A 25,529-nucleotide genomic window follows, 5' to 3' on the forward strand; every position below is an offset into this window, starting at 1 on the left:
TCCCGGCTGCCGTGCAGGATGCGGGAGCCAATCCCCGGAGTCGAACCATGCGCATCCTTTTGAGCCTGATCCTGCTGGTCCTCTGGGGTGGGGCGGGGAACGCCCAAACGCCCCCGCCACGCTACACACCCGTCGAGGGCGACTATGTCGGCGGGCCGCTGGAAATCCGGTCGGGCGGGACGCTGCCGGAGCTGCGGATGCACTACCGGACGCTGGGGACGCCGACGCGGAACGCCGAGGGGCGGGTGACCAATGCGGTGATGATCCTGCACGGCACGGGCGGGACTGGCGCGACCTTCCTGTCGCCCCAGTTCGCGGGCGAGCTGTTCGGGCCGGACCAGCCGCTGGATATCACCCGCTACTACATCATCATGCCCGACAGTCTGGGCCACGGGCAGTCGACCAAGCCCAGCGACGGGCTGCGCGCGGCCTTTCCGGCCTATCAGTACGCAGACATGGTCGAGGCCCAGCGGCGGATGCTGGTCGAGGGGCTGCACGTCGATCACCTGCGGCTGATCCTGGGCACCTCGATGGGCTGCATGCACGCCTTCGTCTGGGGCGAGACCCATCCCGACTTCGCCGACGCCCTGATGCCGCTGGCGTGCGAGCCGACGGCGCTGGTGGGGCGCAACCGACTGTGGCGGACCATGCTGAAGGACGCCATCCGCAACGACCCGGCCTGGATGGGCGGGAACTATGTCGAGCAGCCGAAGCTGGGTCTGAGGGAGGCCGTCGACCTGCTGGTGCTGGCGGGCGGGGCGACGATGCCGCTGCAGCACGATCTGGCCACGCCCGAGGCCGTGGACGCCTATGCGCGGACCCAGCAGACGCGGCGGCTGCCGACGCTGGACGCCAACGACCTGTGGTACCAGGTCAACGCCTCGAGCGACTATGACCCCTCGGCCGATCTGGAGAAGATCACCGCGCCGGTGATGTGGATCAACTCGGCCGACGACTTCATCAATCCGCCGGAGCTGGGGCTGTCGGAGCAGTTCATCCCGCGCATCCGCAACGGCCAGTACCGGCTGATCCCCAACAGCGTCGGCGGCAAGGGGCACGGGACCCATACCTGGGCGGTGTTCTGGAAGGACGACCTGATCGCCCTGCTGGCGCGGTCCGGGGGCTAGGCCGCCGTCGCGGCGGCCATGGCGGCGCCGGGGGTGATCTGAAGCAGGGGCAGGGCCTCGGCCTCCCAGCGGCGGCCGCCGACGGGCTCGCTCTGGATGCGGCAGATGCCGGGGCCGGAGAGGAAGGGCACCTTCAGCGCGATGGCCAGTTCGCGCTCGGCCCGGAAGCGGATGTTGGCGATCCCCGCGACGATGCGGCGGCGACGATAGTGGGAGGCGTGGCTGGCGAAGCGGCGGATGGCCGCCAGCCGCACGTCGGGCCTGGCGTCGGGCAGGGCCAGGGTGACGCTGGACACGGCCCGGGTTCCCAGTTGCTGGATCTGGAAGTCCGGATCGTGGGTGCACAGGTCGATGGCGCCGAAGTGCGGATCGAGCGCCTGACGGATGGTCTTCAGGGCGAAGAAGGACGGGCCGCGCGGGGTGTCATAGACGCTGACCGACAGCTTGTGCCGATAGCCCTCGGGCAGGACCAGAAGCAGGTCCTCATAGGCGGCGCGCTGGCTGGGCCGGACCAGGGTCGAGAAGGAGACGGGCAGGATCAGGGGCTGGATCACCGGGAAGTCGACCAGGAAGCGCAGGGCCGTGGTCACGCAGGCGGCGTCGAAGGTCTCGGTGTCCTCGGGCTGGTGGTCCGGGCCGTCCAGCAGGCTGTAGTAGGTCGAGGCGGTGACCGGGGTGCAGCTGAGCACATCGCCGATGAAGGTCTGGCCGGCGCTGAACCAGACGCCCTGGGCGGTGTCGATGGTGGGGCCGAAGCGGAAGGCCTCGGCGGTCGCGGCGCTTTCGGTGTGTTCCGGAACCTCGATCAGGGCGCCGTCGCGGGCGATGCGGCGCAGCAGGCCGCCCCGGGGAAGACGGCTCGGGTCCTCCATGGCGTCCAGAACGGCCTCGGACGACCAGTTGGCGAAGGTGTCGATGGCCTCGTCGTCGCCCTCGAACAGGACCAGTTTGACCGCGTCCTCGACGCCGGCGCCGAACAGCTTGGTCTGGAGGTCGTGCGAAAGATGGGCCAGTTCGACGGTGTCCAGCTCCTCGGCGTCCGGGTCGCCCAGCAGATAGGCGTAGGGGCTGAGCTGGTCGTAGTGGCGCGGAAGTTTCCAGCGCACCTCGAGGAAAAGGTTGGAATATTTGGCGACCAGCGGGCCGAGCTGGTCCGCCGGCACTTCCGTCCGGTTGCCGTCCAGCAACACTCGCAAACAGGCTACTGCCGCCACGTGTTTGTCCCTTCCCGGGCAAGTTGTCGCCGGAGGGGATGAAGAAAGGACGAAAGCGGAGCCGGAAAACGGGCTTTAGTGGTGGGCGGGGGCGGGTTCGTCGGGCAGGTCGAGGAAGTCGACCCGGCCGGTGACCATGTCCTTGACGGCGGCGACGATCCTGATCGCGCCGGTATCGACGGCCTGGGCCAGGGCGGTGTCGGCGGTCAGCAGGCGGGCGACGACGCGGCGGGCGTTCTCCTCGACAGCGAGACGGGCCTGATCGGGACCGCCGATCTTCCGCGCCGAGAGGACGGCGGGGAGGATGGGGACGATCATCTCCTCCAGCGAGGGATCGAGCTCGGCCTTGCCGTCGACCACGGCCTCGGCCGCCGCCACGGCGCCGCAGCCGGTGTGGCCCATGACCACCACAAGCGGGCAGCTGAGGTGCTTGACGGCGTAAACGATGGACGACAGGCCGCGCCGGTCGACGGTGTTGCCCGCCACACGGATGATGAAGAGCTTTCCGAGGCCCTGGTTGAACAGGATGGTCGGCGGGGTGCGGCTGTCGGCGCAGCCGACGATGGTGGCGATGGGCTTGTGGCCGCCCTGCAGGGCGTCGAGGTCGTGGGCGGTGACGTGGCCGAGGCTGGAGGCCCCCGACAGGAAGGCCGCATTGCCGTCGCGCAGCATCTGCAGGGCCTCGTCCGGCGTCGGCGACGGATGGGGCGTCAGGGCGGCGGCCGCGGCGGCCACGGCCCCGGCGACGACGACCTCGGGATCAGGCGAGGCCGCGAAGTCCAGCGATACAGCGGGCGTTGATCCGCGAGAGGGCTTCTTCCGCCCGAACCACAGAAAGCCCATGCCGATCCCCACCTGCCTTTGCGTCAACCCTTTTCCGAACGGTGGTCGGTGAGGTCAAGCAGAGATTGGCGGAGTCAGGCCCCCAGCAATCTCGCCGCCTGCGGGGCGAAATAGGTCAGCACCCCCGCGCAGCCTGCGCGCTTGAAGCCGTGGAGGGTCTCGAGGATGGCGCGGTCCTGGTCGAGCCAGCCGTTGGCGATGGAGGCCTGCATCATCGAATACTCGCCCGACACCTGGTAGGCGAAGGTCGGGATTTTGAAGGTCTCGTGCACGCGGCGGACGATGTCCAGATAGGGCATGCCGGGCTTGACCATGACGGCGTCCGCGCCCTCCGAAATGTCCATCGCGACCTCCTTCAGGGCCTCGTCGGAGTTGGCGTAGTCCATCTGATAGGTTTTCTTGTCGCCGGTCAGCATCTTGGCCGAGCCGACCGCATCGCGATACGGGCCGTAGAAGGCCGAGGCGAACTTGGCGGCGTAGGACAGGATCAGTGTGTCGTGGAAGCCGTTGGCCTCCAGCGCCTCGCGGATGGCCTGGACCCGGCCGTCCATCATGTCCGAGGGAGCGACGACGTCGGCGCCGGCATGGGCCTGGATGAAGGCCTGTTCGGCGAGGCGGTCCAGGGAGGCGTCATTGAGGATGCGGCCGTCCTCGACCACCCCGTCATGGCCGTGGTCGGTGTAGCAGTCGAGCGCCACGTCGCACATGACGCCGATCTCGGGCGCCGCGTCCTTGATGGCCTTGATGCAGTCGGGGATCAGGCCGTCGGGGTCGGTGGCGCCGGTCCCGATCGCGTCCTTGGTCGCGGCGTCGACATTCGGGAAGAGGGCGACCATGGGGATGCCCAGATCGCGGGCCTCGACCGCGGCGGCGGCGGCGGCTTTCGGCGACAGACGGAAGACGCCGGGCATGGACGGGACCGGCAAGCGGTCCTCGGCGCCGTCATGGACGATCAGCGGCCAGATCAGGTCGGACGGGGTCAGCACCGTCTCGGCGACCAGACGGCGCACCCACGGGCTGGCGCGCAGACGACGGGGACGGGCCATGGGGAAGGCGGCGGGCATGAAGGGCAGAGTCATGGGCGCGGCTTAGACCAAGGGCGGCCAGGCTGCAAAGGCCGGGGCAAGGGTGAGGGGCGGGTGACAGGTTCGCGGATCGGTGGTCAACCTTGGGCGGGAGGAACCGCCAATGATCAAAAACACCGCTGTCGCCGTCGCCGCCGTCATCCTGGCCCTCGGAGCGGCCGCCGCCTCGCCGGCCTTCTGTCAGTCCGGGGCGGTCGAGGAGGTGGTGGTCACGGGCTCACGCGTGCGAGGATGGGATCCGGACGAGATTCCGGCCGTCCGGCTCGACCGCCGCGCCGACAATCTGATCGTCGAGATCCGCGCCGTCGGCGACACGCGGGACGCGGCCCAGAGGCGAGCCGAACTGATCGAGACCCTGCGCGGCCTGGCGCGGGCGGCGGGGCGGCAGGCCGACATCGACCTGAGCATCGAGGTGGACGGCGCCCTGACGCCCCTGACCGAGGACATGGTCAGCACCCTGACCCTGGGCGTCGACGGCAACCGTTCCGACACCTCGACCGCCTCCCTGATCGTCAAGACGCCGATCCGGGCCGACGACACCATGGACAGCGCCTCTGGACGGATCGAGCGCTTCGTCCAGGGCGCGCCCAAGGCGGGCCGGACCCTGCTCAACATCACCGGCGACTGGCAGCTGTCGATCCTGAACCCGGCCCAGTATCGTACGCCGATCCTGGCCCTGATGGCGGAGGACGCGCGCGCAACGGCCCAGGCGTTTGGACCGGGGTACGGGGTTCAGGCCGAAGGGCTGGAAAACCGGGTGACCTGGATCCAGTCCGGGCCGCTCGAGCTGTCGATGTTCATCCCCTACAAGCTGACGGTGACGCCGAAGTCCTGACTGGTCCCGCGAAATCGCAGGCGGGGATTGCGGCGGCGCGGCTCGACGCGGGCGGCGGCTCTGCCTATCACCGCCCCAGACCGTCGCGGGAGAGTCCGATGTCCGAAGCCGAAGTCCTGACCCGTATCGACGGCGCCGTGGGGCGGATCACCCTGAACCGGCCCAAGGCCCTGCACGCCCTGAACAAGGCGATGTGCGAGGCGATGATCGACGCCCTGACGGAGTGGCGCGACGATCAGGAGGTGGTCGGGGTGCTGATCGACCATATGGGCGAGCGCGGCTTCTGCGCCGGGGGCGATATCCGCATGATCGCCGAGAGCGGGGCGGGCGACGCCTCCGAGGCGAAGGCCTTCTTCAAGACCGAATACCGGCTGAATCATCTGATGTTCGAATACCCCAAGCCGATCACGGCGGTGGTCGACGGCATCGTCATGGGCGGGGGCGTGGGCATCTCCGAGCCGGCCTCGGTGCGGATCGCGACCGAGCGGACGACCTACGCGATGCCCGAGACCGGGATCGGCCTGTTCCCCGACGTGGGCGGCGGCTGGTTCCTGTCGCGGCTGCCGGGACAGACGGGGGTCTGGCTGGCCCTGACGGGAGCGCGGCTGAAGGCGGCGGATACGGTGGCCCTGGGCATCCATACGCATTTCGTGCCGTCGGACGGCGTCATGGCCCTGAAGGCCGATCTGATGGGCGGGGTGGAGCCGGCGGAGGCCGTGGCGAAGCATCGCGCCACCGATCCGGGACCGGCGACGATCGACCGGGAGGCGATCGACCGGCTGTTCGCCTTCGACAGCGTGGAAGAGATCTTCGCGGCGCTTGCGGCGGACGGGTCGGACTGGGCCCTTGCCCAGCTGGCGACGCTGAAGACCAAGTCGCCGACGTCGATGAAGGTGTCGCTGAAACAGGTGCGGACCGGGGCGACCCTGACCGAGTTCGCCCACAACATGGCCATGGAATACCGGCTGGGCGGCCGCATCGTCTCGACCCATGACTTCCAGGAGGGCGTGCGCGCCGTTGTGGTCGACAAGGACAATGCGCCGCAATGGTCGCCGGCGACGCTTGACGGGGTGTCGGACGCCGCGGTGGCGGCCCTGTTCGCGCCCCTGCCGGCCGATGAGGAATGGACGCCGCTCTAGCGGTCAGGACGCCTCGACGGTGCGCCAGTCGAAGGGCTGGCCGGGCGTCTGGCGCTCGATCCAGCGATAGCCTGTCTGATCCCAGTGGAGGATCCAGGCCGAGAGATTGTCCAGGATCATGTCGCCCTGGTCGGTGGTCAGGATCAGCACCGCGTGCAGCTCGTTCCAGGGCGTGCGGACGATCCCGAAGGACAGGACTTCGGGAGGAACACCAGCTGCGATCAGCTGATGCCGCTTGGTCAGGGCGTAATCCTCGCAGTCGCCGTGCTCGTCGCGGCCTGACTGGACGTTCCAGTAGTCGGACTGGCCGTACTGGGCCTGGTCGCTCTCCATCTGGACGGCGCGGTTCACCGACTGGTTGATGCGGTCCACCAGCGCCCAGCGCTCGGCGGTCATGACCAGGGCGCCGGACGGCGTCAGGGCCGCGCGTCCGGCCGGGGAGGGGGGGTGGACCGGTGGCGTCCCGGGCGGCGGGGCGCCGGTCGCCCCGGGCGGGAAGGCGGCCGAGGCCGGGCCGCCGAACGCGTTGCGCCATTCGATGGTCGAGGCCTGCTTGCGGATGGCGGCGTCGTCATGGCCGTCCTCCTCGCCGGATTCACGGCATTCGGCGGGTGTGCGTTCGCAGAGGACGAGGAAGCCTTCGGGCGGGGCGGCGGCCCGACCCTCGGGCGCATAGGGGGTAGGGGTGCGCTCGGGCCCGGCGTGTTGCGGGGGCGTCCGGGCATGGGTCAGGTCGCCGCCCACCAGGGCCAGTGCGGTCGTCAGCAATAGTCCCGGCTTGCCCATGGCGAAGGTCTCCTCGTCCACGAAGAGGATCGCGCCGGCGGTTGTCGGGTGGAATCGAAAACAATCTATGCGTCAATTACAGGGTAAATGGACTCTCATAAGTTGTATGTCGGTCTAGGAGTCGACGCGGCGCCAGTCGAGGGGCTGGCCGGGCGTCTGGCGTTTGATCCAGTGATAGCCGGTGTTGTTCCAGTGCAGGATGTCGCCGGTGATGTTGTCGAGGATCATGTCGCCCTGGTCGGTCGTGACGATCAGGACGGCGTGGAGTTCGCCCCAGGACGTGCGGACAATGCCGAAGGTCAGGACGTCGGGGGACACGCCGGCGTCGACCAGCAGGTGGCGTTTGGTCAGGGCGTAGTCTTCGCAGTCGCCATGCTCGTCCTCGCCGGAGGCGACGTTCCAGTAGTCGACCCTGTCGTAGTTGGAAACGTCGCTCTTCATCCGGATTTCCGCGTTCACCAGATGATTGACCCGATACAGCAGGGCCAGAAGCTGCGGGGTTATGACGAGCACGGTCTCCGCCGGTTCCGGCGGCGGCGCATCGGCGCCAGCGGCGACGGGCGCGTCGGGACCGGCGAAGGCGCGCTTGTAGAGCAGGGCGCCGGCTTCCAGGCGAATGTCGTCGTCAGCCTCGCCGTTTGCGTTCTCGGCGGCCCGGCATTCCTCGGGATGACGTTCGCACAGGGTGAGGTAGCCGGTGGGCGGCCTGGCCGGATCGCCCAGGGGCGCCGTCGGGGCGGTGCTCCGCGTCGGTTCGGTGGATTGTAGCGAGCCTGGGGGCGACCCCGCCGAAGCGCCGCCGAAAGCCAGGGCCAGGCCCGCCGTCAGCAGCAGGCCGCAGGTCATGCTTGAGCCGGTCATGGGGAGATTCCGGTGAAACGAGCCCCGTCATTGGCTCGCCGCCGGTCCCCGCGCCATCGGGTGTTTCCTCCAGTCGGACCATAGGCCGCCGGAGCGTCGGTCCCTTGGGGACTGTCCTACGGGTTGACCGCCAGCAGCTGGACCCGGAACAGCAGGGTGCTTTCGGCCGGGATATCGTCGCCCATGCGGCGGCCGGCGTAGGCCAGGTTGGCGGGAATGACGAAGTCATAGGTCTCGCCGACGTGCATCAGGGCGACGCCCTCGGTCCAGCCCTTGATGACGCGGTTCAGGGGGAAGGAGGCGGGCTCGTTCCGCGAATAGGAGCTGTCGAACTCGGTCCCGTTGATGAGTGTGCCGCGATAGTGGACGCGGACGGTGTCGGTCGAGACGGGCTGGGCGGCCTTGGGGAAGGCGCGGCCGACGCGCTTGTACTGCAGGCCCGAGGGGGTGACGTTCCAGCCGCGGTTGGTCAGGTTCCAGGCCAGATAGGCGCGCTGGGCCGGGACCCAGGCCGTCGCATCGTTCGGCGCGGCGGCGAGGATGGTCGGCGGCACGGTGGCGGCGCAACCGGCGAGGCCGGAGGTCAGGCCGAGGGCGGCGACGGAGATCAGGGCGAGGCGTGCGATAGGGGTCATATAGCGACGCTAGCAGGGTCCCGGCGCGCCGAAAAGTGGCGCTATGCCGGTCGCCTTTCCATGTTGGGCGAGCGCGCCTGGCAGGGTTTCGGGCGGGTGAAAAGCGGGAATCCGAAGGACGGCATAATTCCTTGTGGACCGGCCTTTATTTCGTCGGAAAAGCGAGTATATGTCCCCGTTCCGCAACAGCTCAATTGAGTCTGCGCGAAAGCGCCGAGGCCCGGTCCGTCGCCCTCCGACCGAGCGAAGGTGCGGCTCCTATCCCAGGGAGCCCATAGATTTCAGGCCTCCTGGTCCCCGCAAGGGTCCGAGGGTGGAGGCCGAAACCGAAACGCGCGGCCGCTGAAAAGCGTGTCGTGCCACTGCATTTCTCCGGCAGGTCACGCTGCCAGGATTGGGAAACACTGAATGACAGACGTCCTCAACGGTCTCACCATCAACGGTCAGATCGCGTCGGCCACCACCTTCACCGGCAAGAAGCGCATTCGCAAATCCTTCGGGCGGATCCCCGAAGCGGTCGCGATGCCGAACCTGATCGAGGTTCAGCGCGCCTCCTACGAGCAGTTCCTGCAGCGCGAAGTCCGCGCCGGCGTCCGCAAGGACCAGGGCATCGAGGCGGTCTTCAAGTCGGTGTTCCCGATCAAGGACTTCAACGAACGCGCCGTTCTGGAATACGTCTCCTACGAGTTCGAGGAGCCCAAGTACGACGTCGAGGAATGCATTCAGCGCGACATGACCTTCGCGGCTCCGCTGAAGGTCAAGCTGCGCCTGATCGTCTTTGAAGCGGACGAAGAGACCGGCGCCCGCTCGGTCAAGGACATCAAGGAACAGGACGTCTACATGGGGGACATCCCCCTGATGACGGACAAGGGCACGTTCATCGTCAACGGCACCGAGCGCGTGATCGTCTCGCAGATGCACCGTTCGCCGGGCGTGTTCTTCGACCACGACAAGGGCAAGACCCACTCGTCGGGCAAGCTGCTGTTCGCCGCCCGCGTGATCCCGTACCGCGGCTCGTGGCTGGACTTCGAGTTCGACGCCAAGGACGTGGTGTTCGTGCGTATCGACCGTCGCCGCAAGCTGCCGGCGACCACCTTCCTGCTCGCCCTGGGCATGGACGGCGAAGAAATCCTGCGCACCTTCTACGAGACCGTTCCCTACGAGAAGCGCGGCGAAGGCTGGGTCACCCCCTACAAGCCCGAGCGCTGGCGCGGCGTGAAGCCGGAGTTCGACCTGATCGACGCCGACACCGGCGAAGTGGTCGCCCAGGCCGGTCACAAGATCAGCGCCCGCGCGGCCAAGAAGCTGCAGGACGGCGGCCTGAAGTCGCTGTCGCTGGCCGCTGACGCCCTGGTCACCCGTTATCTGGCGGCCGACGCCGTCAACTACGAGACCGGCGAGATCTACGCCGAGGCCGGCGACGAGCTGGACGCCCCGACTATCGAACTGCTGGAAGGCAAGGGCTTCACCACCATCGACGTGCTGGACATCGACCACGTGACGGTCGGCGCCTACATGCGCAACACCCTGCGGGTGGACAAGAACACCGGCCGCGAGGACGCCCTGTTCGACGTCTATCGCGTGATGCGCCCGGGCGAGCCGCCGACCCCCGAAGCCGCCGAAGCGATGTTCAACTCGCTGTTCTTCGACGCCGAACGCTACGACCTGTCGGCCGTCGGCCGGGTGAAGATGAACATGCGTCTGGAAACCCCCGAGGTTTCGGACGAAATCCGCGTGCTCCAGAAGGACGACGTCCTGAAGGTGCTGCAGATCCTGGTCGGCCTGAAGGACGGCAAGGGCGAGATCGACGATATCGACAACCTGGGCAACCGCCGGGTCCGTTCGGTGGGCGAGCTGCTGGAAAACCAGTACCGCGTCGGCCTGCTGCGCATGGAGCGCGCGATCAAGGAGCGCATGTCGTCGGTCGATATCGACACCGTCATGCCGCACGACCTGATCAACGCCAAGCCGGCCGCCGCCTCGGTGCGCGAGTTCTTCGGCTCGTCGCAGCTGTCGCAGTTCATGGACCAGACGAACCCGCTGTCGGAAATCACCCACAAGCGCCGCCTTTCGGCGCTTGGCCCGGGCGGTCTGACGCGTGAGCGCGCGGGCTTTGAAGTCCGCGACGTCCACCCGACCCACTACGGCCGCATCTGCCCGATCGAAACGCCGGAAGGCCCGAACATCGGTCTGATCAACTCCCTGGCCACCCACGCCCGCGTCAACAAGTACGGCTTCATCGAGAGCCCGTACCGTCGCGTGAAGGACGGCAAGGCCCAGGGCGAGGTGGTCTACATCTCGGCCATGGAGGAGTCGAAGTACACGATCGCCCAGGCGAACATCGCCCTCAAGGACGGCGAGATCGTCGACGATCTGGTCCCCGGTCGGATCAACGGTGAATCCCAGCTGCTGACCAAGGCCGACGTCGACATGATGGACGTGTCGCCGAAACAGGTCGTTTCGGTCGCCGCGGCCCTGATCCCGTTCCTGGAAAACGACGACGCCAACCGCGCACTGATGGGCGCCAACATGCAACGTCAGGCCGTGCCTCTGGTGCAGTCCGACGCGCCGCTGGTCGGCACCGGCATGGAAGCGGTCGTGGCCCGTGACTCGGGCGCCGTGGTCATCGCCCGCCGCGACGGCGTGGTCGAGCAGATCGACGGCACGCGTATCGTCGTGCGCGCCACCGGCGAACTGGAAGCCGCCCGCTCGGGCGTCGACATCTACCGCCTGTCCAAGTTCCAGCGCTCGAACCAGTCGACCTGCATCAACCAGCGACCGATCGTGCGCGTGGGCGATGAAGTGAAGACCGGCGACGTCATCGCCGACGGTCCGTCGACCGACCTGGGCGATCTGGCCCTGGGCCGCAACGCCCTCGTCGCCTTCATGCCCTGGAACGGCTACAACTTCGAAGACTCGATCCTGATCTCGGAACGCATCGTCCGCGACGACGTGTTCACCTCGATCCACATCGACGAGTTCGAAGTGATGGCCCGCGATACGAAGCTTGGGCCGGAAGAAATCACCCGCGACATCCCCAACGTCGGCGAGGAAGCCCTGCGCAACCTCGACGAAGCGGGCATCGTGGCGATCGGCGCCGAAGTCCAGCCGGGCGACATCCTCTGCGGCAAGGTCACCCCGAAGGGCGAAAGCCCGATGACCCCCGAAGAGAAGCTGCTGCGCGCCATCTTCGGTGAAAAGGCCTCGGACGTGCGCGACACCTCCCTGCGCCTGCCGCCCGGCGTCGCCGGCACGGTCGTTGACGTTCGCGTCTTCAACCGCCACGGCGTCGACAAGGACGAGCGCGCCATGTCGATCGAGCGTTCGGAAATCGAACGCCTCGGCAAGGACCGCGACGACGAGCTCGCGATCCTGGAACGCAACGTCTACGGCCGCCTGAAGCCCCTGCTGCTGGGCAAGAACGCGACCTCGGGTCCGAAGGGCCTGGGCCGCGGTGAAGTCACCGAAGACAAGCTGGGCGAGCTCTCGCGCGGCCTGTGGTGGCAGATCGCCCTCGACGACGAGAAGGCCATGGGCGAGCTGGAAGCCATGAAGGCCCAGTTCGAAAACGCCCGCAAGGCGCTGGACCGTCGCTTCGAAGACAAGGTCGAGAAGCTGCAACGCGGCGACGAACTGCCTCCGGGCGTGATGAAGATGGTCAAGGTCTTCGTGGCCGTGAAGCGCAAGCTTCAGCCGGGCGACAAGATGGCCGGCCGTCACGGCAACAAGGGCGTCATCTCCAAGATCCTGCCGATCGAGGACATGCCTCACCTGGCCGACGGCACCTCCGTCGACGTCGTTCTGAACCCGCTGGGCGTGCCGTCGCGCATGAACATCGGCCAGATCTTCGAAACCCACCTGGGTTGGGCGGCCGCTGGCCTCGGTCGTCAGATCGCGGGTCTGCTGGAAGCCTGGCAACAGGGCGGCCAGAAGCAGGCGCTCGTCGAGCGTCTGACCGAAATCTACGGTGCGGACACCCCGCTGCCGGAAGACGAGGAAGATCTGATCGAACTGTCGAAGAACCTCTCGAAGGGTGTTCCGTTCGCCACTCCGGTGTTCGACGGCGCGCACATCTCGGACATCGAGGACCTGCTGGAATCGGCCGGTCTGGAGCGTTCGGGCCAGTCGATCGTCTATGACGGTCAGACCGGCGAGCAGTTCAAGCGTCCGGTCACGGTCGGCTACATCTACATGCTGAAGCTGCACCACCTGGTCGACGACAAGATCCACGCCCGCTCCATCGGCCCGTACTCGCTCGTCACCCAGCAGCCGCTGGGCGGTAAGGCGCAGTTCGGCGGTCAGCGCTTCGGGGAAATGGAGGTCTGGGCTCTGGAAGCCTACGGCGCCGCCTACACCCTGCAGGAAATGCTGACGGTGAAGTCCGACGACGTGGCCGGCCGGACCAAGGTCTACGAGGCCATCGTCCGCGGCGACGACAGCTTCGAGGCCGGCATTCCCGAGAGCTTCAACGTTCTCATCAAGGAAATGCGTTCGCTGGGTCTGAACGTGGAGCTGGAGAACAGCTGATCGTGAGCGAGCAGTGAAGAGTGAGCGAAGGGGTGAGCACGCAGGTCGCTCTTTCTTCGCTCACTTCTCGCTCACTGCTCACTTGTCACCAGCCGCTCCCACGCTCTCAAAGATTTATTCGCGGCAAGTCCGCAGAAGGAACTCAAGATGAACCAGGAAGTCCTGAACATCTTCAACGCGGTCCCGGTCACCCCGACCTTCGACCAGATCAAGATCGCCCTGGCCTCGCCGGAGAAGATCCGCTCGTGGTCGTTCGGCGAGATCAAGAAGCCCGAAACCATCAACTACCGCACGTTCAAGCCCGAGCGTGACGGCCTGTTCTGCGCCCGTATCTTTGGCCCGACCAAGGACTACGAATGCCTGTGCGGCAAGTACAAGCGCATGAAGTACAAGGGCATCATCTGCGAGAAGTGCGGCGTCGAAGTCACCCTGGCCCGCGTCCGTCGCGAGCGCATGGGCCACATCGAACTGGCCTCGCCGGTCGCCCACATCTGGTTCCTGAAGTCGCTGCCGTCGCGCATCTCGCTGATGCTGGACATGGCGCTGAAGGACGTGGAGCGCGTGCTCTACTTCGAAAACTACATCGTCACCGAGCCGGGCCTGACCCCGCTGAAGCAGAACCAGCTGCTGACGGAAGACGAGTTCTACCGCTACCAGGACGAGTTCGGCGATGACGGCTTCACCGCCGAGATCGGCGCCGAGGCCGTGCGCAACCTGCTGATGGGCATCGACCTCAACGCCGAGGCCGAGCGTCACCGCGGCGAACTGGCCGACAGCCCCTCGGAAATGAAGGCCAAGAAGGCCTCCAAGCGCCTGAAGCTGATCGAGGCCTTCCTCGAGAGCGGCAACAAGCCCGAGTGGATGATCCTGACCGTCGTTCCGGTCATCCCGCCGGAACTGCGCCCGCTGGTGCCGCTGGACGGCGGTCGTTTCGCGACCTCCGACCTGAACGACCTGTACCGTCGCGTGATCAACCGGAACAACCGCCTGAAGCGCCTGATGGAGCTCCGCGCGCCGGACATCATCATCCGCAACGAAAAGCGGATGCTGCAGGAATCGGTCGACGCCCTGTTCGACAACGGCCGCCGCGGCCGCGTGATCACGGGCGCCAACAAGCGTCCGCTGAAGTCGCTGGCCGACATGCTGAAGGGCAAGCAGGGTCGCTTCCGTCAGAACCTGCTGGGCAAGCGCGTCGACTACTCGGGCCGTTCGGTCATCGTGGTCGGTCCGGACCTGAAGCTGCACGAGTGCGGCCTGCCCAAGAAGATGGCGCTCGAGCTGTTCAAGCCGTTCATCTATGCGCGTCTGGACGCCAAGGGCCTGTCGGGCACCGTCAAGCAATCCAAGCGCATGGTCGAGCGTGAACAGCCCCAGGTGTGGGACATCCTCGAAGAGGTGATCCGCGAGCACCCGGTCATGCTGAACCGCGCGCCGACGCTTCACCGTCTGGGCATCCAGGCGTTCGAGCCGAAGCTGATCGAGGGCAAGGCCATCCAGCTGCACCCGCTGGTCTGCGCCGCGTTCAACGCCGACTTCGACGGCGACCAGATGGCCGTTCACGTGCCGCTGTCGCTCGAAGCGCAACTCGAAGCGCGCGTCCTGATGATGTCGACGAACAACATCCTGTCGCCCGCCAACGGCAAGCCGATCATCGTGCCGTCGCAGGACATCGTCCTGGGCCTGTACTACATCTCGCTGGTCAAGGACGGCGAGCCGGGTGAAGGCAAGCTGTTCGCCAACATGGGCGAGATCGACGCGGCGCTCGACGCCGGCGTGGTGACCCTGCACACCCGCATCAAGGCGCGCTGGACCGAGGAAGACAAGGACGGCAACGAGATCACCAAGGTGATCGACTCGACCCCGGGCCGGATGAAGCTCGGCGCCCTGCTGCCCAAGAACCCGAACGTCGGGTACCGGCTGCTCGAGAAGAACCTCACCAAGAAGGAAATCGGCAACCTGATCGACGTGGTCTATCGCCACTGCGGTCAGAAGGCGACGGTGATCTTCGCCGACCAGATGATGGGTCTCGGCTTCAAGGAAGCGGCCAAGGCCGGCATTTCCTTCGGCAAGGACGACATCGTCATTCCGGCGAAGAAGGCCCAGCTGGTCGCCGAAACGCGCACCCTGGTCGAGGAATACGAGCAGCAGTACGCCGACGGCCTGATCACCAAGGGTGAGAAGTACAACAAGGTCGTCGACGCCTGGGCCAAGGCCACGGACAAGGTCGCCGACGAGATGATGGGCGAGATCGCGCAACCGCGCGTCCTGGCCTCGGGTCGTACCGCCGAGATCAACTCCGTCTACATGATGGCCAACTCCGGCGCCCGTGGTTCGCAGGCCCAGATGAAGCAGCTCGGCGGGATGCGCGGCCTGATGGCCAAGCCGTCCGGCGAGATCATCGAGACCCCGATCGTCTCGAACTTCAAGGAAGGCCTGACCGTTCTGGAGTACTTCAACTCCACCCACGGCGCCCGTAAGGGTCTGGCCGACACCGCGCTGAAGACCGCCAACTCGGGTTACCTGACTCGTCGTCTGGTGGACGTCGCGCAGGACTCGATCGTCACCGAGGACGATTGCGGCTCCACGCGGGGCATCACCCTGCGCGCCGTGGTCGAAGGCGGCGACGTCCTGGTCTCGCTGGGTCAACGCGTCTTGGGCCGCTACAACGCCGAGGACATCAAGGCTCCGGGCACGGACACCGTCCTGTTCCCCGCCGACACCTATCTGGTGGAGGACGTGGTCGAGGTCATCGACCGCGAGGGCGTGCAGTCGGTCAAGGTCCGTTCGGCCCTGACCTGTGAAGCCGAAGCCGGCATCTGCGGCATGTGCTACGGTCGCGACCTGGCGCGCGGCACCAACGTCAACATTGGTGAGGCGGTTGGGGTCATCGCGGCCCAGTCGATCGGCGAGCCGGGCACCCAGCTGACGATGCGGACCTTCCACATCGGCGGTACGGCCCAGGTGGCGGAAACCTCGTTCTACGAGGCGACCAACGCCGGCGTGATCAAGATCGCGGGGCCGACCGTCACCGCCGCCCACGGCGACCTGGTGTCGATGAGCCGCAACGTGGTCGTCACCGTCATGGTCGATGGCAAGGATCGTGAAAGCTACAAGATCCCCTACGGCGGCCGCATCCGCGTCAAGGCCGACGAAGAGGTCAAGAAGAACCAGCGTCTGGCGGAGTGGGACCCCTACACCACCCCGATCATCACGGAAGTCGGCGGCGTCGTCCGCTTCGAGGACCTGACGGAAGGCCTGTCGTTCAAGGAAGAGACCGACGAAGCGACGGGCATCGCCCAACGCGTCGTCATCGACTGGCGCGCGTCGCCCCGCGGTTCGGACCTGCGTCCGGCCATGGGCGTCACCGTCGGCGACGCCTATGCCAAGCTGGCCTCGGGCTCTGACGCCCGTTACCTGCTGCCCGTCGGCGCCATTCTCTCCGTGGCCAACGGCGATACGGTCAAGCCGGGTGAAATCCTGGCGCGTATCCCGACCGAAGGCGCCAAGACCCGCGACATCACCGGCGGTCTGCCGCGCGTCGCCGAACTGTTCGAAGCCCGCCGTCCGAAGGACTGCGCCGTCATCGCCGAAATGGATGGCCGCGTTGAATTCGGTCGCGACTACAAGAACAAGCGCCGCATCAAGATCACGCCGGAGCCGGATGCCGATGGCAACCAGGGCGAACCCGTCGAGTTCCTGATCCCGAAGGGCAAGCACATCTCCGTCCACGACGGCGATCTGATCCAGAAGGGCGACTACATCATCGACGGCAACCCCGATCCGCACGATCTGCTGCGTATTCAGGGCGTCGAGGCGCTGGCCGAGTATCTCGTGAACGAAGTGCAGGAGGTCTACCGACTGCAGGGCGTGCCGATCAACGACAAGCACATCGAGGTGATCGTTCGCCAGATGCTGCAGAAGGTCGAGATCATCGACTCGGGCGAAACCACCCTGATCCGTGGCGACACGGTCGAAGTGGCTGAAGCCGTGCTCGAAAACGAGAAGGTCGAAAAGCGTGGCGGCCGTATCGCCACCACCCAGCCGGTCCTGCTGGGCATCACCAAGGCGTCGCTGCAGACCCGCAGCTTCATCTCGGCGGCGTCCTTCCAGGAAACGACCCGCGTCCTCACCGACGCCTCGGTCAACGGCAAGAAGGACACGCTGGAAGGCCTGAAGGAAAACGTCATCGTCGGCCGTCTGATCCCGGCCGGCACCGGCGCCTACCTGCGTTCGCTGCAGAAGGTCGCCAACGAGCGCGACGCCCTTCTGACCTCGACGCGCGAAGCCAACGTCGAGCCGCTTCCGGAAGACCTGCAACTGGAACTGGCCGAGAGCGAGTAATCGCCGTCCCGGGTCAGGCCCGGGATGACAAGACTGAAGGGGCGGCTTCGGTGACGGAGCCGCCCTTTTTCTTTTTGGCCTTCCTCCAGGCCCTCTACCGCATGACACCCGACGTCAGCTTCGGCTTCCAGCAGTCCGAGATCGAGAACCGGATGCGACGCCCTGACGGCTCCCTGAGGAAACGGGCGCCTCCGGCGAATGCCGGATTGCACTGTGCGGGCCCACACCCCAGAGTGGTGTTCTCGCAGGAGGCGCTGATGACGATCTCTGGGTGGATGCTGGCCTTGGCGCTCGCGGTGCAGACGGCGCCCCAGGCCGCACCGCCGGTCGATCGACAACGGGCGCCCGACACCGTCGACGACATCGCCGTCACGGGGGTGAACGCGGAAGCGGTGAACGCCTTCGTCGGCGAGCTGCTGGAGCCCGCGCGGCTGGGGCGGAACGCGGGCCAGATCGCCCGCTGGAACGACCCACTTTGCGTGCGGGTGATCGGTGGCGAGCCCGATGTGAACACCCGGCTGGGCGAGCAGATCGCTGACGCCTTCCGATCGCTGGGAGCGCCTCTCGAGGAGGGCTACTGCCGCAAGCCCAACGTCATGGTGGTGATCGCCGACAACGCAGGCGGCTTCGCGCGGGTCGTGACCCAACGCTACAGCAATCGTCTGTTCGGCATGCGGCGGCAGGATATGGCCGAGTTCGCCAATCCGGCCCGGCCGGTACGCTGGCAGCACCGGACCCGGACCACGGCGATACGGCGGTCGGCGGCGGCCACGATGGTGGCCGCGAACCTGCAGGGAAGTAAGGACGCGGCCGCAGCGGACCTGCCCAATTCGCGACTGAGCCTGAGCACGGCCGAGGAGATCGATCGGGCTCTGATCGTGATCGATCCGCGTCGTCTCGATAATGTGCCGTCGCGGGGGCTGGCGGCCTATGTGGCGTTCGCGGTCATGCTGGACCTGCCGCAGCTGCCGGACGTCGTGGGCGCCGACACGATCCTGAACCTGTTCGCACCGGGCGGGCCGACGGAGCTGACGGCCTGGGACCGGGCTTTGGTCGCCGGGGTCTATGCGGTCGGCGTCGGCCAGCCCTTCACCAACCAGGAAAGCCAGATCACCCGCGACATGCGCCGGTCGCTGGTCGACGCGGCTCTGACGCCCCCCGCGCCCTGATCGCTGTCACGCCTTGGGATCTGCCGTCAGTTCGGCTCGTGGCCGGGCAGGGGGCGGTGCTGGTCGCCGGGCGTGCGGTTGGAGCCCTGACGGATGGTGCTGGTCGCGCCTTCGCGCATCGACGGATCGAGGTTGGCGCCCGCGCAGCCGATGCCGAGATTGCCGCCCGGGCAGTCGCCGGAGGAGACATTGCCGCCGCCGGGCCTGAGGGGCGCGCGGCGGCCCTCGTACTGTTCCAGGGCGCGGCGGCCCTCGGCGGCGAACCGGGCCTCGCGGCGTTGCTCGCTCGGCGTCAGGGTCCGGCCGCCCGGGGGATGACGCCGCCCGGCCTCGGCCGCGCCTTCGTTGAAGCGCTCGTCGCAGATCGCCTGTTCCGTGGGGCTGAGATGGCCGTCCATGATCCGGCAGCCGCCCGCGCCGGTGCGCATGGTCCGGCCGACGGCGGCGCCGAGGCTTTCGGGGCGATAGGTCCAGGGAGTGGCCTCCGCCGGCGGGGCCGGGGCGCCGGCCGCGGGAACGCCCGCCGCGCGAGTCGAAGGCGGGGAGGGGCGGTCCTCGTCCTCGTCCTTCAGCCGGGGCGGCACGAACAGGCGGCTCAGCGAACGGGTCAGGGGAGGGGCGTCCGCCGGTCGGGCCTGCGCCGAACGGGGAATACGCGCGGTCTCGCCCTGCAGGAGGGGGCGGGGCTCCAGCTCGACATAGACGGCGCGGTCGTCGACGACCGTCTTGTCCCGCCGGGTCTCCAGCAGGCCCAGTCCGATCAGACCCAGGACCAGGGCGTGAAGCGCGACCGAGCCCGCGAGGATAGCGGCGCGGCGCATCTCTCGCGACCGGCCGGACCAGGCCGGCGGGCGTCCCGAGGGCTTGAGGGCTTGGACGCTCAAAACTTCCTCGAAAACAGAGGGATCTGGATGACGAACGGGCATCGCCCCATCATGTCGGCGCCCTCGCAAGGTGTCCGGGGCTTTAGTGGCGCTCTCAAGGCCTCATAGGCGTCAAGTTCGGCCTGCCCCTCGGCGGCGAACCGGGCGTCCCGGACGGGATCGTCGGTGCCGGTGATGGTCCGGGCGGCCATGGCGGCCCGGCCGAACCGTTCGTCGCAGATCGCCTGCTCCTCCAGCGTCAGCGTCGTCGTCAGGTTGCGGCAGGCGAGGGCGGAGGTTCGCGGCCGTCCGGGGAAGGGCGTCGGTCCCGCGACCGCCGCGCCGCCGGCGTCGGGCCGGGCGGGGAGGTCGGTTTCGTTCACCCCGACGCGGGGCTGCGCCTCCAGCGAAGGGCCCTGAGGCATGGGGCGTCGGCCCGGTTCCGGCGGATGGAAGTCGGGCGACAACTCGGCCGGAACCTGCGGTAGAGGCATGTCCTTGTGCGGAACCACCCGGTTGACCCGGACGTGGCGGCCCTCCCTCGCGGTGAAGGGAACCAGCTCGACCGGAATGGCGTCAGGAATGAGCGGATCCTCGATCACGTCTGTCCAGCGCGGGCTCTCGTCCGACAGGGCGCGAAGGGCGAGATAACCCAGGACGAGAACATGGAAGGCGATCGAGCCGACGACGGCGATCGGAACCGCGGCCCCCCGACGTCCCCGGGATCCGCGCCGTCCGGGCCAATGCAACGCCTGATCCGCCATCCACCCCCCCGTACCCGCGCAAGAGAGGCGTGGAGCGTGGCGGTATTGGGGCGAGGGCATACGGCATGCTAGCTTCGGTTGCAGGCTGTCGGCATGGGGCCGACTCCCGAGGACGCCCTATGCCGATATCGCTCGCATTGCTGTTCCTGATGGCCCAGGCGGCCGTCCCGGGCGCGCCTCAGACGATGGGTCAAACGTCGGGCCAGACCGCGCCGGAAACACCGGTCATGCCCGAGCCGATCGTCGCCCCCCTGCGCGATGCGTCGGTGACCCTGGAATGCGGCCTGCAGGCCGATGGCGGGCTGACGAACTGTCGGGTGGTGTCGGAGACGCCGGCGGGACACGGACTGGGCGACCGCGCCCTGAGGGACGCCCGCCGGACCCGCTATAGCCGGCCGACCGTTCCGCCCCGCCCGGGCGAGACCGTCCGGTTCACGACCCGCTATCCCTGGCCGGCCGGCGTGCCGGACCAGCCCTGAGCTCCCCGCTTGACCTGAAACCCCTTCACGCCTATACGCGCCGGACTTTCGAGGCATGGGGGATTCTTCCCTCGCCGGGATCGTGACAATCGAACGGACGGGCTGTGCCCGCCGGAACGCCCAAAGCGCGCGTTCCGGTTTTTCTGTTTGGGCGGCGCGCCTGGCCTCAAAGACCCCGGGCGAGGCCAGCCGGCCCCGTTCAAAAGAAGGACATGAGGCGCCCCGGCCGACAGGCACACGCCTCCATCAGAAGTCGAGACGAGTTAAAATGCCTACGATCAACCAACTGATCCGCAAGCCCCGCAAGCCCAAGCCCGTGCGCAACAAGGTGCCGGCCCTGGAAGGCTCGCCCCAGCGCCGCGGCGTCTGCACCCGCGTCTATACGACGACCCCGAAGAAGCCGAACTCGGCTCTGCGTAAGGTCGCCAAGGTCCGTCTGGCCAAGTCCGGCTACGAAGCCGTGTGCTACATCCCCGGCGAAGGCCACAACCTGCAGGAACACTCGGTTGTTCTGATCCGCGGCGGCCGCGTGAAGGACTTGCCCGGCGTTCGCTACCACATCCTGCGCGGCGTGCTCGATACGCAAGGCGTCAAGGACCGCAAGCAGCGCCGTTCGCACTACGGCACCAAGCGTCCGAAGTAAGACGCCCCGCCGACCTTCCAGATTCAGCCGGTTTCGTCCGGCTTTCCGATACCGATTTAAGAGGCCCAGCCCATGTCCCGTCGTCACCGCGCCCAGAAACGCGAAGTCCTGCCGGATCCCAAATACAAGGATCTGACCGTCACCAAGTTCATGAACTACGTCATGTACGAGGGCAAAAAGGCCGTCGCCGAAAACATCGTCTACGGTGCATTCGACATTCTGGCCGACAAGAAGAAGGACGTCGAAGCCGTCGTCACCTTCCACACCGCCCTGGAAAACGTTCAGCCGTCGGTCGAAGTCCGTTCGCGTCGCGTCGGCGGCGCCACCTATCAGGTGCCGGTCGAGGTCCGTCCGGACCGTCGCCGCGCCCTGGCCATCCGCTGGCTGGTCAACGCCGCGCGCAAGCGTGGTGAGAACACCATGACCGAAAAGCTGGCCGCCGAGCTGCTGGACGCGTCGAACAACCGCGGCACCGCGGTCAAGAAGCGCGAAGACACCCACAAGATGGCCGAAGCCAACCGCGCCTTCAGCCATTACCGCTGGTAATGCCTTCAAAGTGTCATGGCCCTTCCGTAAGGGCCGGGCTCTGACTATCTAGGACTATCCGGCGCGGGCGGTTTGAGCTAAATCGCCCGCGCCCGCTTATCCAGACACCGTACGATCTTTCCGAGGACGCCTCCCGCGTCCTGAACTCACTTCAAGGCACGTTCCATGGCCCGCACTCACAAGCTTGAGGACTACCGCAACTTCGGCATCATGGCCCACATCGACGCGGGCAAGACGACGACGACCGAGCGGATCCTGTATTACACCGGCAAGTCCCACAAGATCGGCGAAGTCCACGACGGCGCCGCGACCATGGACTGGATGGACCAGGAACAAGAGCGCGGCATCACCATCACGTCCGCCGCGACGACCGCCTTCTGGCAGGGCAAGCGCCTGAACATCATCGACACCCCCGGACACGTGGACTTCACCATCGAGGTCGAGCGTTCGCTGCGCGTCCTCGACGGCGCCGTGACCGTGCTGGACGGCAACGCCGGCGTTGAGCCGCAGACCGAGACCGTCTGGCGTCAGGCCGACAAGTACAAGGTTCCGCGGATCGTCTACGTCAACAAGATGGACAAGATCGGCGCCGACTTCGACGCCTCGGTCGAGTCGATCCGCGACCGTCTGGGCGCCAAGGCTGTGCCGATCCAGTTCCCGATTGGTTCGGAATCCTCGCTGTCGGGTCTGGTCGACCTGGTCCGCATGACCGGCGTGGTCTGGGACAACGACGGCCTGGGCGCTTCCTACAAGGACGTGCCGATCCCGGCCGATCTGGTCGACAAGGCCAACGAAGCCCGTCAGTACCTGATCGACAACGCCGTCGAACTCGACGACGAGGCGATGGAAGCCTACCTCGAAGGCAAAGAGCCTGACGAAGCCACCATCAAGAAGTGCATCCGTAAGGCCGTTCTGACCGGCGCCTTCTACCCGATCCTCTGCGGCTCGGCGTTCAAGAACAAGGGCGTGCAGACCCTGCTCGACGCCGTCGTCGACTACCTGCCGTCGCCGCTGGACATCCCGCCGACCCCGGGCATCGACTTCAAGACCGAAGAGCCCGTCGTTCGCAACGCCTCGGACGATGAGCCCCTGTCGGTTCTGGCGTTCAAGATCATGGACGACCCCTTCGTCGGTTCGCTGACCTTCTGCCGCCTGTACTCGGGCAAGATGGAAACCGGCATGAGCCTGCTGAACTCGTCGCGCGACAAGCGCGAGCGCGTTGGCCGCATGCTGCAGATGCACTCGAACAACCGTGAAGACGTCAAGGAAGCCTTCGCCGGCGACATCGTCGCCCTGGCCGGCCTCAAGGAAACCCGCACCGGGGACACCCTGTGCGATCCGCTGAAGTCGCCCGTCATCCTCGAGAAGATGGAATTCCCGGCGCCGGTCATCGAGATCTCGGTGGAGCCCAAGACCAAGGCCGACCAGGAAAAGCTGGGCGTCGCCCTGGCCAAGCTGGCTTCGGAAGACCCGTCCTTCACCGTCTCGACCGACCACGAGTCGGGCCAGACCATCCTGAAGGGCATGGGCGAGCTGCACCTGGACATCAAGATCGACATCCTGAAGCGCACCTACAAGGTCGAGGCCACCATCGGCGCGCCGCAGGTCGCCTATCGTGAATCGCTCGGCCGCAAGGTCGACATCGACTACACCCACAAGAAGCAGACCGGTGGTACGGGCCAGTTCGCCCGCGTCATGATCACCTTCGAACCCGGCGAGCCGGGCTCGGGCTTCGTGTTCGAGAACTCGATCGTCGGCGGCGCGGTGCCCAAGGAATACATCCCGGGCGTCGAAAAGGGTCTGACCTCGGCCAAGGACAACGGCCTGCTGGCCGGCTTCCCGATGATCGACTTCAAGGCGACCCTGACGGACGGCAAGTTCCACGACGTCGACTCCAGCGTGCTGGCGTTCGAAATCGCGTCGCGCGCCGCCTTCCGGGAGCTGAAGGAGAAGGGTTCGCCCAAACTGCTCGAGCCGATCATGGCGGTTGAGGTCGTGACCCCCGAGGACTACCTCGGTTCGGTCATCGGCGACCTGAACGGCCGTCGCGGCATGATCCAGGGTCAGGACATGCGCGGCAACGCCACCGTCGTGAACGCCTTCGTGCCGCTGGCCAACATGTTCGGCTATGTGAACACGCTGCGCGGCATGTCGCAGGGCCGCGCCCAGTTCACCATGCAGTACGACCACTACGAACCGGTGCCGCAACACGTCGCCGACGAAGTCATCAAGAAGTACAGCGCCTAAACCCCAAGACATCCGGCGGGCTTCGGCCCGCCGGCCCCTGAAAACCCCAAGGACTGAAGCCCCCTCATTTCAGGGGACGGAGAGAAGAGAATGGCCAAGGAAAAGTTCGAACGCACCAAGCCGCACTGCAACATCGGCACGATCGGTCACGTTGACCACGGCAAGACGACGCTGACGGCGGCGATCACGATGACGCTGGCGAAGGCCGGCGGCGCCAAGGCGATGAACTACGCCGACATCGACGCCGCGCCGGAAGAAAAGGCCCGCGGCATTACGATCAACACCGCGCACGTTGAGTATGAGACGGCCAACCGTCACTACGCCCACGTCGACTGCCCCGGCCACGCCGACTATGTGAAGAACATGATCACGGGCGCCGCGCAGATGGACGGCGCGATCCTGGTGGTTTCGGCCGCTGACGGCCCGATGCCGCAGACCCGCGAGCACATCCTGCTGGCCCGTCAGGTCGGCGTGCCGGCCCTGGTGGTCTTCATGAACAAGGTCGACCTGGTCGACGACGCCGAGCTGCTCGAGCTGGTCGAGATGGAAGTGCGCGAGCTGCTGTCGTCCTACCAGTTCCCGGGCGACGACATTCCGATCACCATGGGTTCGGCCAAGGCCGCGACCGACGGCGTGAACCCGGAAATCGGCGAACAGCGCGTTCTGGCCCTGATGGAAACCGTCGACGCCTACATCCCGCAACCGGAACGCCCGGTCGACCTGCCCTTCCTGATGCCGGTCGAAGACGTGTTCTCGATCTCGGGCCGCGGTACGGTCGTGACCGGCCGCGTCGAGCGCGGCATCGTCAAGGTCGGTGAAGAAGTCGAGATCGTCGGCATCCGTCCGGTCCAGAAGACGACCTGCACGGGCGTCGAAATGTTCCGCAAGCTGCTGGACCAAGGTCAAGCGGGCGACAACGTCGGCGTTCTGCTGCGCGGCACCAAGCGTGAAGACGTCGAGCGCGGTCAGGTTCTGTGCAAGCCGGGTTCGATCACCCCGCACACCAAGTTCCTGGCCGAAGCCTACATCCTGACCAAGGAAGAAGGCGGCCGTCACACGCCGTTCTTCACGAACTACCGCCCGCAGTTCTACTTCCGCACCACGGATGTGACCGGCATCGTTCACCTGAAGGAAGGCGTCGAAATGATCATGCCCGGCGACAACGCCGAGCTGAACGTCGAACTGATCACCCCGATCGCCATGGAAGAGAAGCTCCGCTTCGCCATCCGTGAAGGCGGCCGCACCGTCGGCGCCGGCGTCGTCGCCAAGATCATCGCCTGATTATTTAGGCGCGCTAACGCGAGCGACGCGGTCGCTCGCTGCTTGAGCGCGACGATGATGAGTACAGAGCCCCCGTCGGAGCAATCCGGCGGGGGTTTTGCTTTTTCACTTCACCGCTCATCCCGGCGACCCGAAGGGCGGCGC

At 66.8% G+C, this 25,529-nt stretch carries 19 protein-coding genes; 11 read left to right on the top strand and 8 right to left on the bottom strand.

Going from position 1 to position 25,529, the window contains the following annotated elements; genetic code table 11:
* Positions 1–47 precede the first annotated feature (47 nt).
* Positions 48–1,127, top strand: a complete 1,080-nt coding sequence (locus tag IFJ75_RS05860) for an alpha/beta fold hydrolase (RefSeq protein WP_207931684.1) — start codon at positions 48–50, stop codon at positions 1,125–1,127.
* Here the strand turns inward: IFJ75_RS05860 and IFJ75_RS05865 are convergent.
* The 3 genes from IFJ75_RS05865 to hemB form a co-directional block, all read right to left on the bottom strand.
* Entirely contained in the window at positions 1,124–2,341 is a 1,218-nt protein-coding gene (locus IFJ75_RS05865; RefSeq protein WP_207931685.1) for a hypothetical protein, read from the bottom strand. The two genes, IFJ75_RS05860 and IFJ75_RS05865, sit on opposite strands and share 4 nt — an antisense overlap.
* 75 nt (positions 2,342–2,416) lie before the next feature.
* On the bottom strand, positions 2,417–3,184 hold the full coding sequence (locus tag IFJ75_RS05870) for a carbonic anhydrase (RefSeq protein WP_207931686.1): 768 nt from the start codon (positions 3,182–3,184) through the stop codon (positions 2,417–2,419).
* A 74-nt stretch (positions 3,185–3,258) separates the two neighbouring features.
* Entirely contained in the window at positions 3,259–4,263 is a 1,005-nt protein-coding gene (gene hemB, locus IFJ75_RS05875) for a porphobilinogen synthase (protein WP_207931687.1), read from the bottom strand.
* A gap of 109 nt (positions 4,264–4,372) precedes the next feature.
* Between hemB and IFJ75_RS05880 the strand changes: the two genes are divergently transcribed.
* Positions 4,373–5,104: a hypothetical protein gene (locus IFJ75_RS05880; protein ID WP_207931688.1), complete on the top strand. Its 732-nt coding sequence runs from the start codon at positions 4,373–4,375 to the stop codon at positions 5,102–5,104.
* 98 nt (positions 5,105–5,202) lie between these two features.
* On the top strand, positions 5,203–6,243 hold the full coding sequence (locus IFJ75_RS05885; RefSeq protein ID WP_207931689.1) for an enoyl-CoA hydratase/isomerase family protein: 1,041 nt from the start codon (positions 5,203–5,205) through the stop codon (positions 6,241–6,243).
* Positions 6,244–6,246: 3 nt separating this feature from the next.
* Here IFJ75_RS05885 and IFJ75_RS05890 read toward each other — a convergent pair whose 3' ends face one another.
* The 3 genes from IFJ75_RS05890 to IFJ75_RS05900 all read right to left on the bottom strand — a co-directional run bounded on the left by IFJ75_RS05890 (position 6,247) and on the right by IFJ75_RS05900 (position 8,525).
* Complete coding sequence (locus IFJ75_RS05890; RefSeq protein WP_207931690.1) at positions 6,247–7,050, bottom strand: transglutaminase-like cysteine peptidase; 804 nt, start codon at positions 7,048–7,050, stop codon at positions 6,247–6,249.
* Positions 7,051–7,143: 93 nt separating this feature from the next.
* Positions 7,144–7,890 carry a transglutaminase-like cysteine peptidase gene (locus tag IFJ75_RS05895; RefSeq protein ID WP_207931691.1) on the bottom strand — a complete coding sequence of 249 codons (747 nt, stop codon included), beginning with the start codon at positions 7,888–7,890 and terminating at the stop codon, positions 7,144–7,146.
* Positions 7,891–8,006: 116 nt separating this feature from the next.
* A complete protein-coding gene (locus IFJ75_RS05900; RefSeq protein WP_207931692.1) occupies positions 8,007–8,525 on the bottom strand; it encodes an FKBP-type peptidyl-prolyl cis-trans isomerase in 519 nt (172 codons plus the stop codon).
* Positions 8,526–8,933: 408 nt separating this feature from the next.
* On the opposite strand from IFJ75_RS05900, the gene rpoB reads away from it, so the two are divergent.
* From rpoB to IFJ75_RS05915, 3 genes are all read left to right on the top strand, one after another.
* Positions 8,934–13,052 (top strand): DNA-directed RNA polymerase subunit beta, encoded by a 4,119-nt coding sequence (rpoB, locus tag IFJ75_RS05905; RefSeq protein WP_207931693.1) that lies wholly within the window; start codon positions 8,934–8,936, stop codon positions 13,050–13,052.
* 147 nt (positions 13,053–13,199) lie between these two features.
* The gene (gene rpoC, locus IFJ75_RS05910; protein WP_207931694.1) at positions 13,200–17,393 is read left to right on the top strand and encodes a DNA-directed RNA polymerase subunit beta'; all 4,194 of its coding nucleotides are present in this window, start codon (positions 13,200–13,202) and stop codon (positions 17,391–17,393) included.
* A 257-nt stretch (positions 17,394–17,650) separates the two neighbouring features.
* Positions 17,651–18,562 carry a hypothetical protein gene (locus tag IFJ75_RS05915; protein ID WP_207931695.1) on the top strand — a complete coding sequence of 304 codons (912 nt, stop codon included), beginning with the start codon at positions 17,651–17,653 and terminating at the stop codon, positions 18,560–18,562.
* Between the two features lie 26 nt (positions 18,563–18,588).
* On the opposite strand, the gene IFJ75_RS05920 is transcribed toward IFJ75_RS05915, so the two are convergent.
* Both IFJ75_RS05920 and IFJ75_RS05925 read right to left on the bottom strand, forming a co-directional pair.
* Complete coding sequence (locus IFJ75_RS05920) at positions 18,589–19,383, bottom strand: hypothetical protein (RefSeq protein WP_207931696.1); 795 nt, start codon at positions 19,381–19,383, stop codon at positions 18,589–18,591.
* Positions 19,384–19,442: 59 nt separating this feature from the next.
* Positions 19,443–20,189, bottom strand: coding sequence for a hypothetical protein (locus tag IFJ75_RS05925; protein ID WP_207931697.1), 747 nt, complete (start codon positions 20,187–20,189; stop codon positions 19,443–19,445).
* Between the two features lie 119 nt (positions 20,190–20,308).
* On the opposite strand from IFJ75_RS05925, the gene IFJ75_RS05930 reads away from it, so the two are divergent.
* From IFJ75_RS05930 to tuf, 5 genes are all read left to right on the top strand, one after another.
* Positions 20,309–20,668, top strand: coding sequence for an energy transducer TonB (locus tag IFJ75_RS05930; RefSeq protein ID WP_207931698.1), 360 nt, complete (start codon positions 20,309–20,311; stop codon positions 20,666–20,668).
* A gap of 268 nt (positions 20,669–20,936) precedes the next feature.
* Positions 20,937–21,311, top strand: coding sequence for a 30S ribosomal protein S12 (gene rpsL / locus IFJ75_RS05935; protein WP_013269204.1), 375 nt, complete (start codon positions 20,937–20,939; stop codon positions 21,309–21,311).
* Between the two features lie 72 nt (positions 21,312–21,383).
* The gene (gene rpsG, locus IFJ75_RS05940; protein WP_207931699.1) at positions 21,384–21,857 is read left to right on the top strand and encodes a 30S ribosomal protein S7; all 474 of its coding nucleotides are present in this window, start codon (positions 21,384–21,386) and stop codon (positions 21,855–21,857) included.
* A gap of 165 nt (positions 21,858–22,022) precedes the next feature.
* Positions 22,023–24,104, top strand: a complete 2,082-nt coding sequence (fusA, locus tag IFJ75_RS05945; RefSeq protein WP_207931700.1) for an elongation factor G — start codon at positions 22,023–22,025, stop codon at positions 24,102–24,104.
* A 90-nt stretch (positions 24,105–24,194) separates the two neighbouring features.
* Positions 24,195–25,385 carry an elongation factor Tu gene (tuf, locus tag IFJ75_RS05950; RefSeq protein ID WP_207870893.1) on the top strand — a complete coding sequence of 397 codons (1,191 nt, stop codon included), beginning with the start codon at positions 24,195–24,197 and terminating at the stop codon, positions 25,383–25,385.
* Positions 25,386–25,529 lie beyond the last annotated feature (144 nt).

The organism is Brevundimonas goettingensis (assembly GCF_017487405.1).
Classification (GTDB): Bacteria; Pseudomonadota; Alphaproteobacteria; order Caulobacterales; family Caulobacteraceae; genus Brevundimonas; species Brevundimonas goettingensis.

Coding starts and splice junctions, on each gene's coding strand:
- IFJ75_RS05925 (WP_207931697.1), bottom strand. CDS start 20,189: ATGGCGGATCAGGCGTTGCATTGGCCCGGACGGCGCGGATCCCGGGGA.
- rpoB (WP_207931693.1), top strand. CDS start 8,934: ATGACAGACGTCCTCAACGGTCTCACCATCAACGGTCAGATCGCGTCG.
- IFJ75_RS05860 (WP_207931684.1), top strand. CDS start 48: ATGCGCATCCTTTTGAGCCTGATCCTGCTGGTCCTCTGGGGTGGGGCG.
- tuf (WP_207870893.1), top strand. CDS start 24,195: ATGGCCAAGGAAAAGTTCGAACGCACCAAGCCGCACTGCAACATCGGC.
- IFJ75_RS05870 (WP_207931686.1), bottom strand. CDS start 3,184: ATGGGCTTTCTGTGGTTCGGGCGGAAGAAGCCCTCTCGCGGATCAACG.
- fusA (WP_207931700.1), top strand. CDS start 22,023: ATGGCCCGCACTCACAAGCTTGAGGACTACCGCAACTTCGGCATCATG.
- IFJ75_RS05900 (WP_207931692.1), bottom strand. CDS start 8,525: ATGACCCCTATCGCACGCCTCGCCCTGATCTCCGTCGCCGCCCTCGGC.
- IFJ75_RS05895 (WP_207931691.1), bottom strand. CDS start 7,890: ATGACCGGCTCAAGCATGACCTGCGGCCTGCTGCTGACGGCGGGCCTG.
- rpsL (WP_013269204.1), top strand. CDS start 20,937: ATGCCTACGATCAACCAACTGATCCGCAAGCCCCGCAAGCCCAAGCCC.
- IFJ75_RS05885 (WP_207931689.1), top strand. CDS start 5,203: ATGTCCGAAGCCGAAGTCCTGACCCGTATCGACGGCGCCGTGGGGCGG.
- IFJ75_RS05880 (WP_207931688.1), top strand. CDS start 4,373: ATGATCAAAAACACCGCTGTCGCCGTCGCCGCCGTCATCCTGGCCCTC.
- IFJ75_RS05930 (WP_207931698.1), top strand. CDS start 20,309: ATGCCGATATCGCTCGCATTGCTGTTCCTGATGGCCCAGGCGGCCGTC.
- rpoC (WP_207931694.1), top strand. CDS start 13,200: ATGAACCAGGAAGTCCTGAACATCTTCAACGCGGTCCCGGTCACCCCG.
- IFJ75_RS05920 (WP_207931696.1), bottom strand. CDS start 19,383: ATGCGCCGCGCCGCTATCCTCGCGGGCTCGGTCGCGCTTCACGCCCTG.
- IFJ75_RS05915 (WP_207931695.1), top strand. CDS start 17,651: ATGACGATCTCTGGGTGGATGCTGGCCTTGGCGCTCGCGGTGCAGACG.
- hemB (WP_207931687.1), bottom strand. CDS start 4,263: ATGACTCTGCCCTTCATGCCCGCCGCCTTCCCCATGGCCCGTCCCCGT.
- rpsG (WP_207931699.1), top strand. CDS start 21,384: ATGTCCCGTCGTCACCGCGCCCAGAAACGCGAAGTCCTGCCGGATCCC.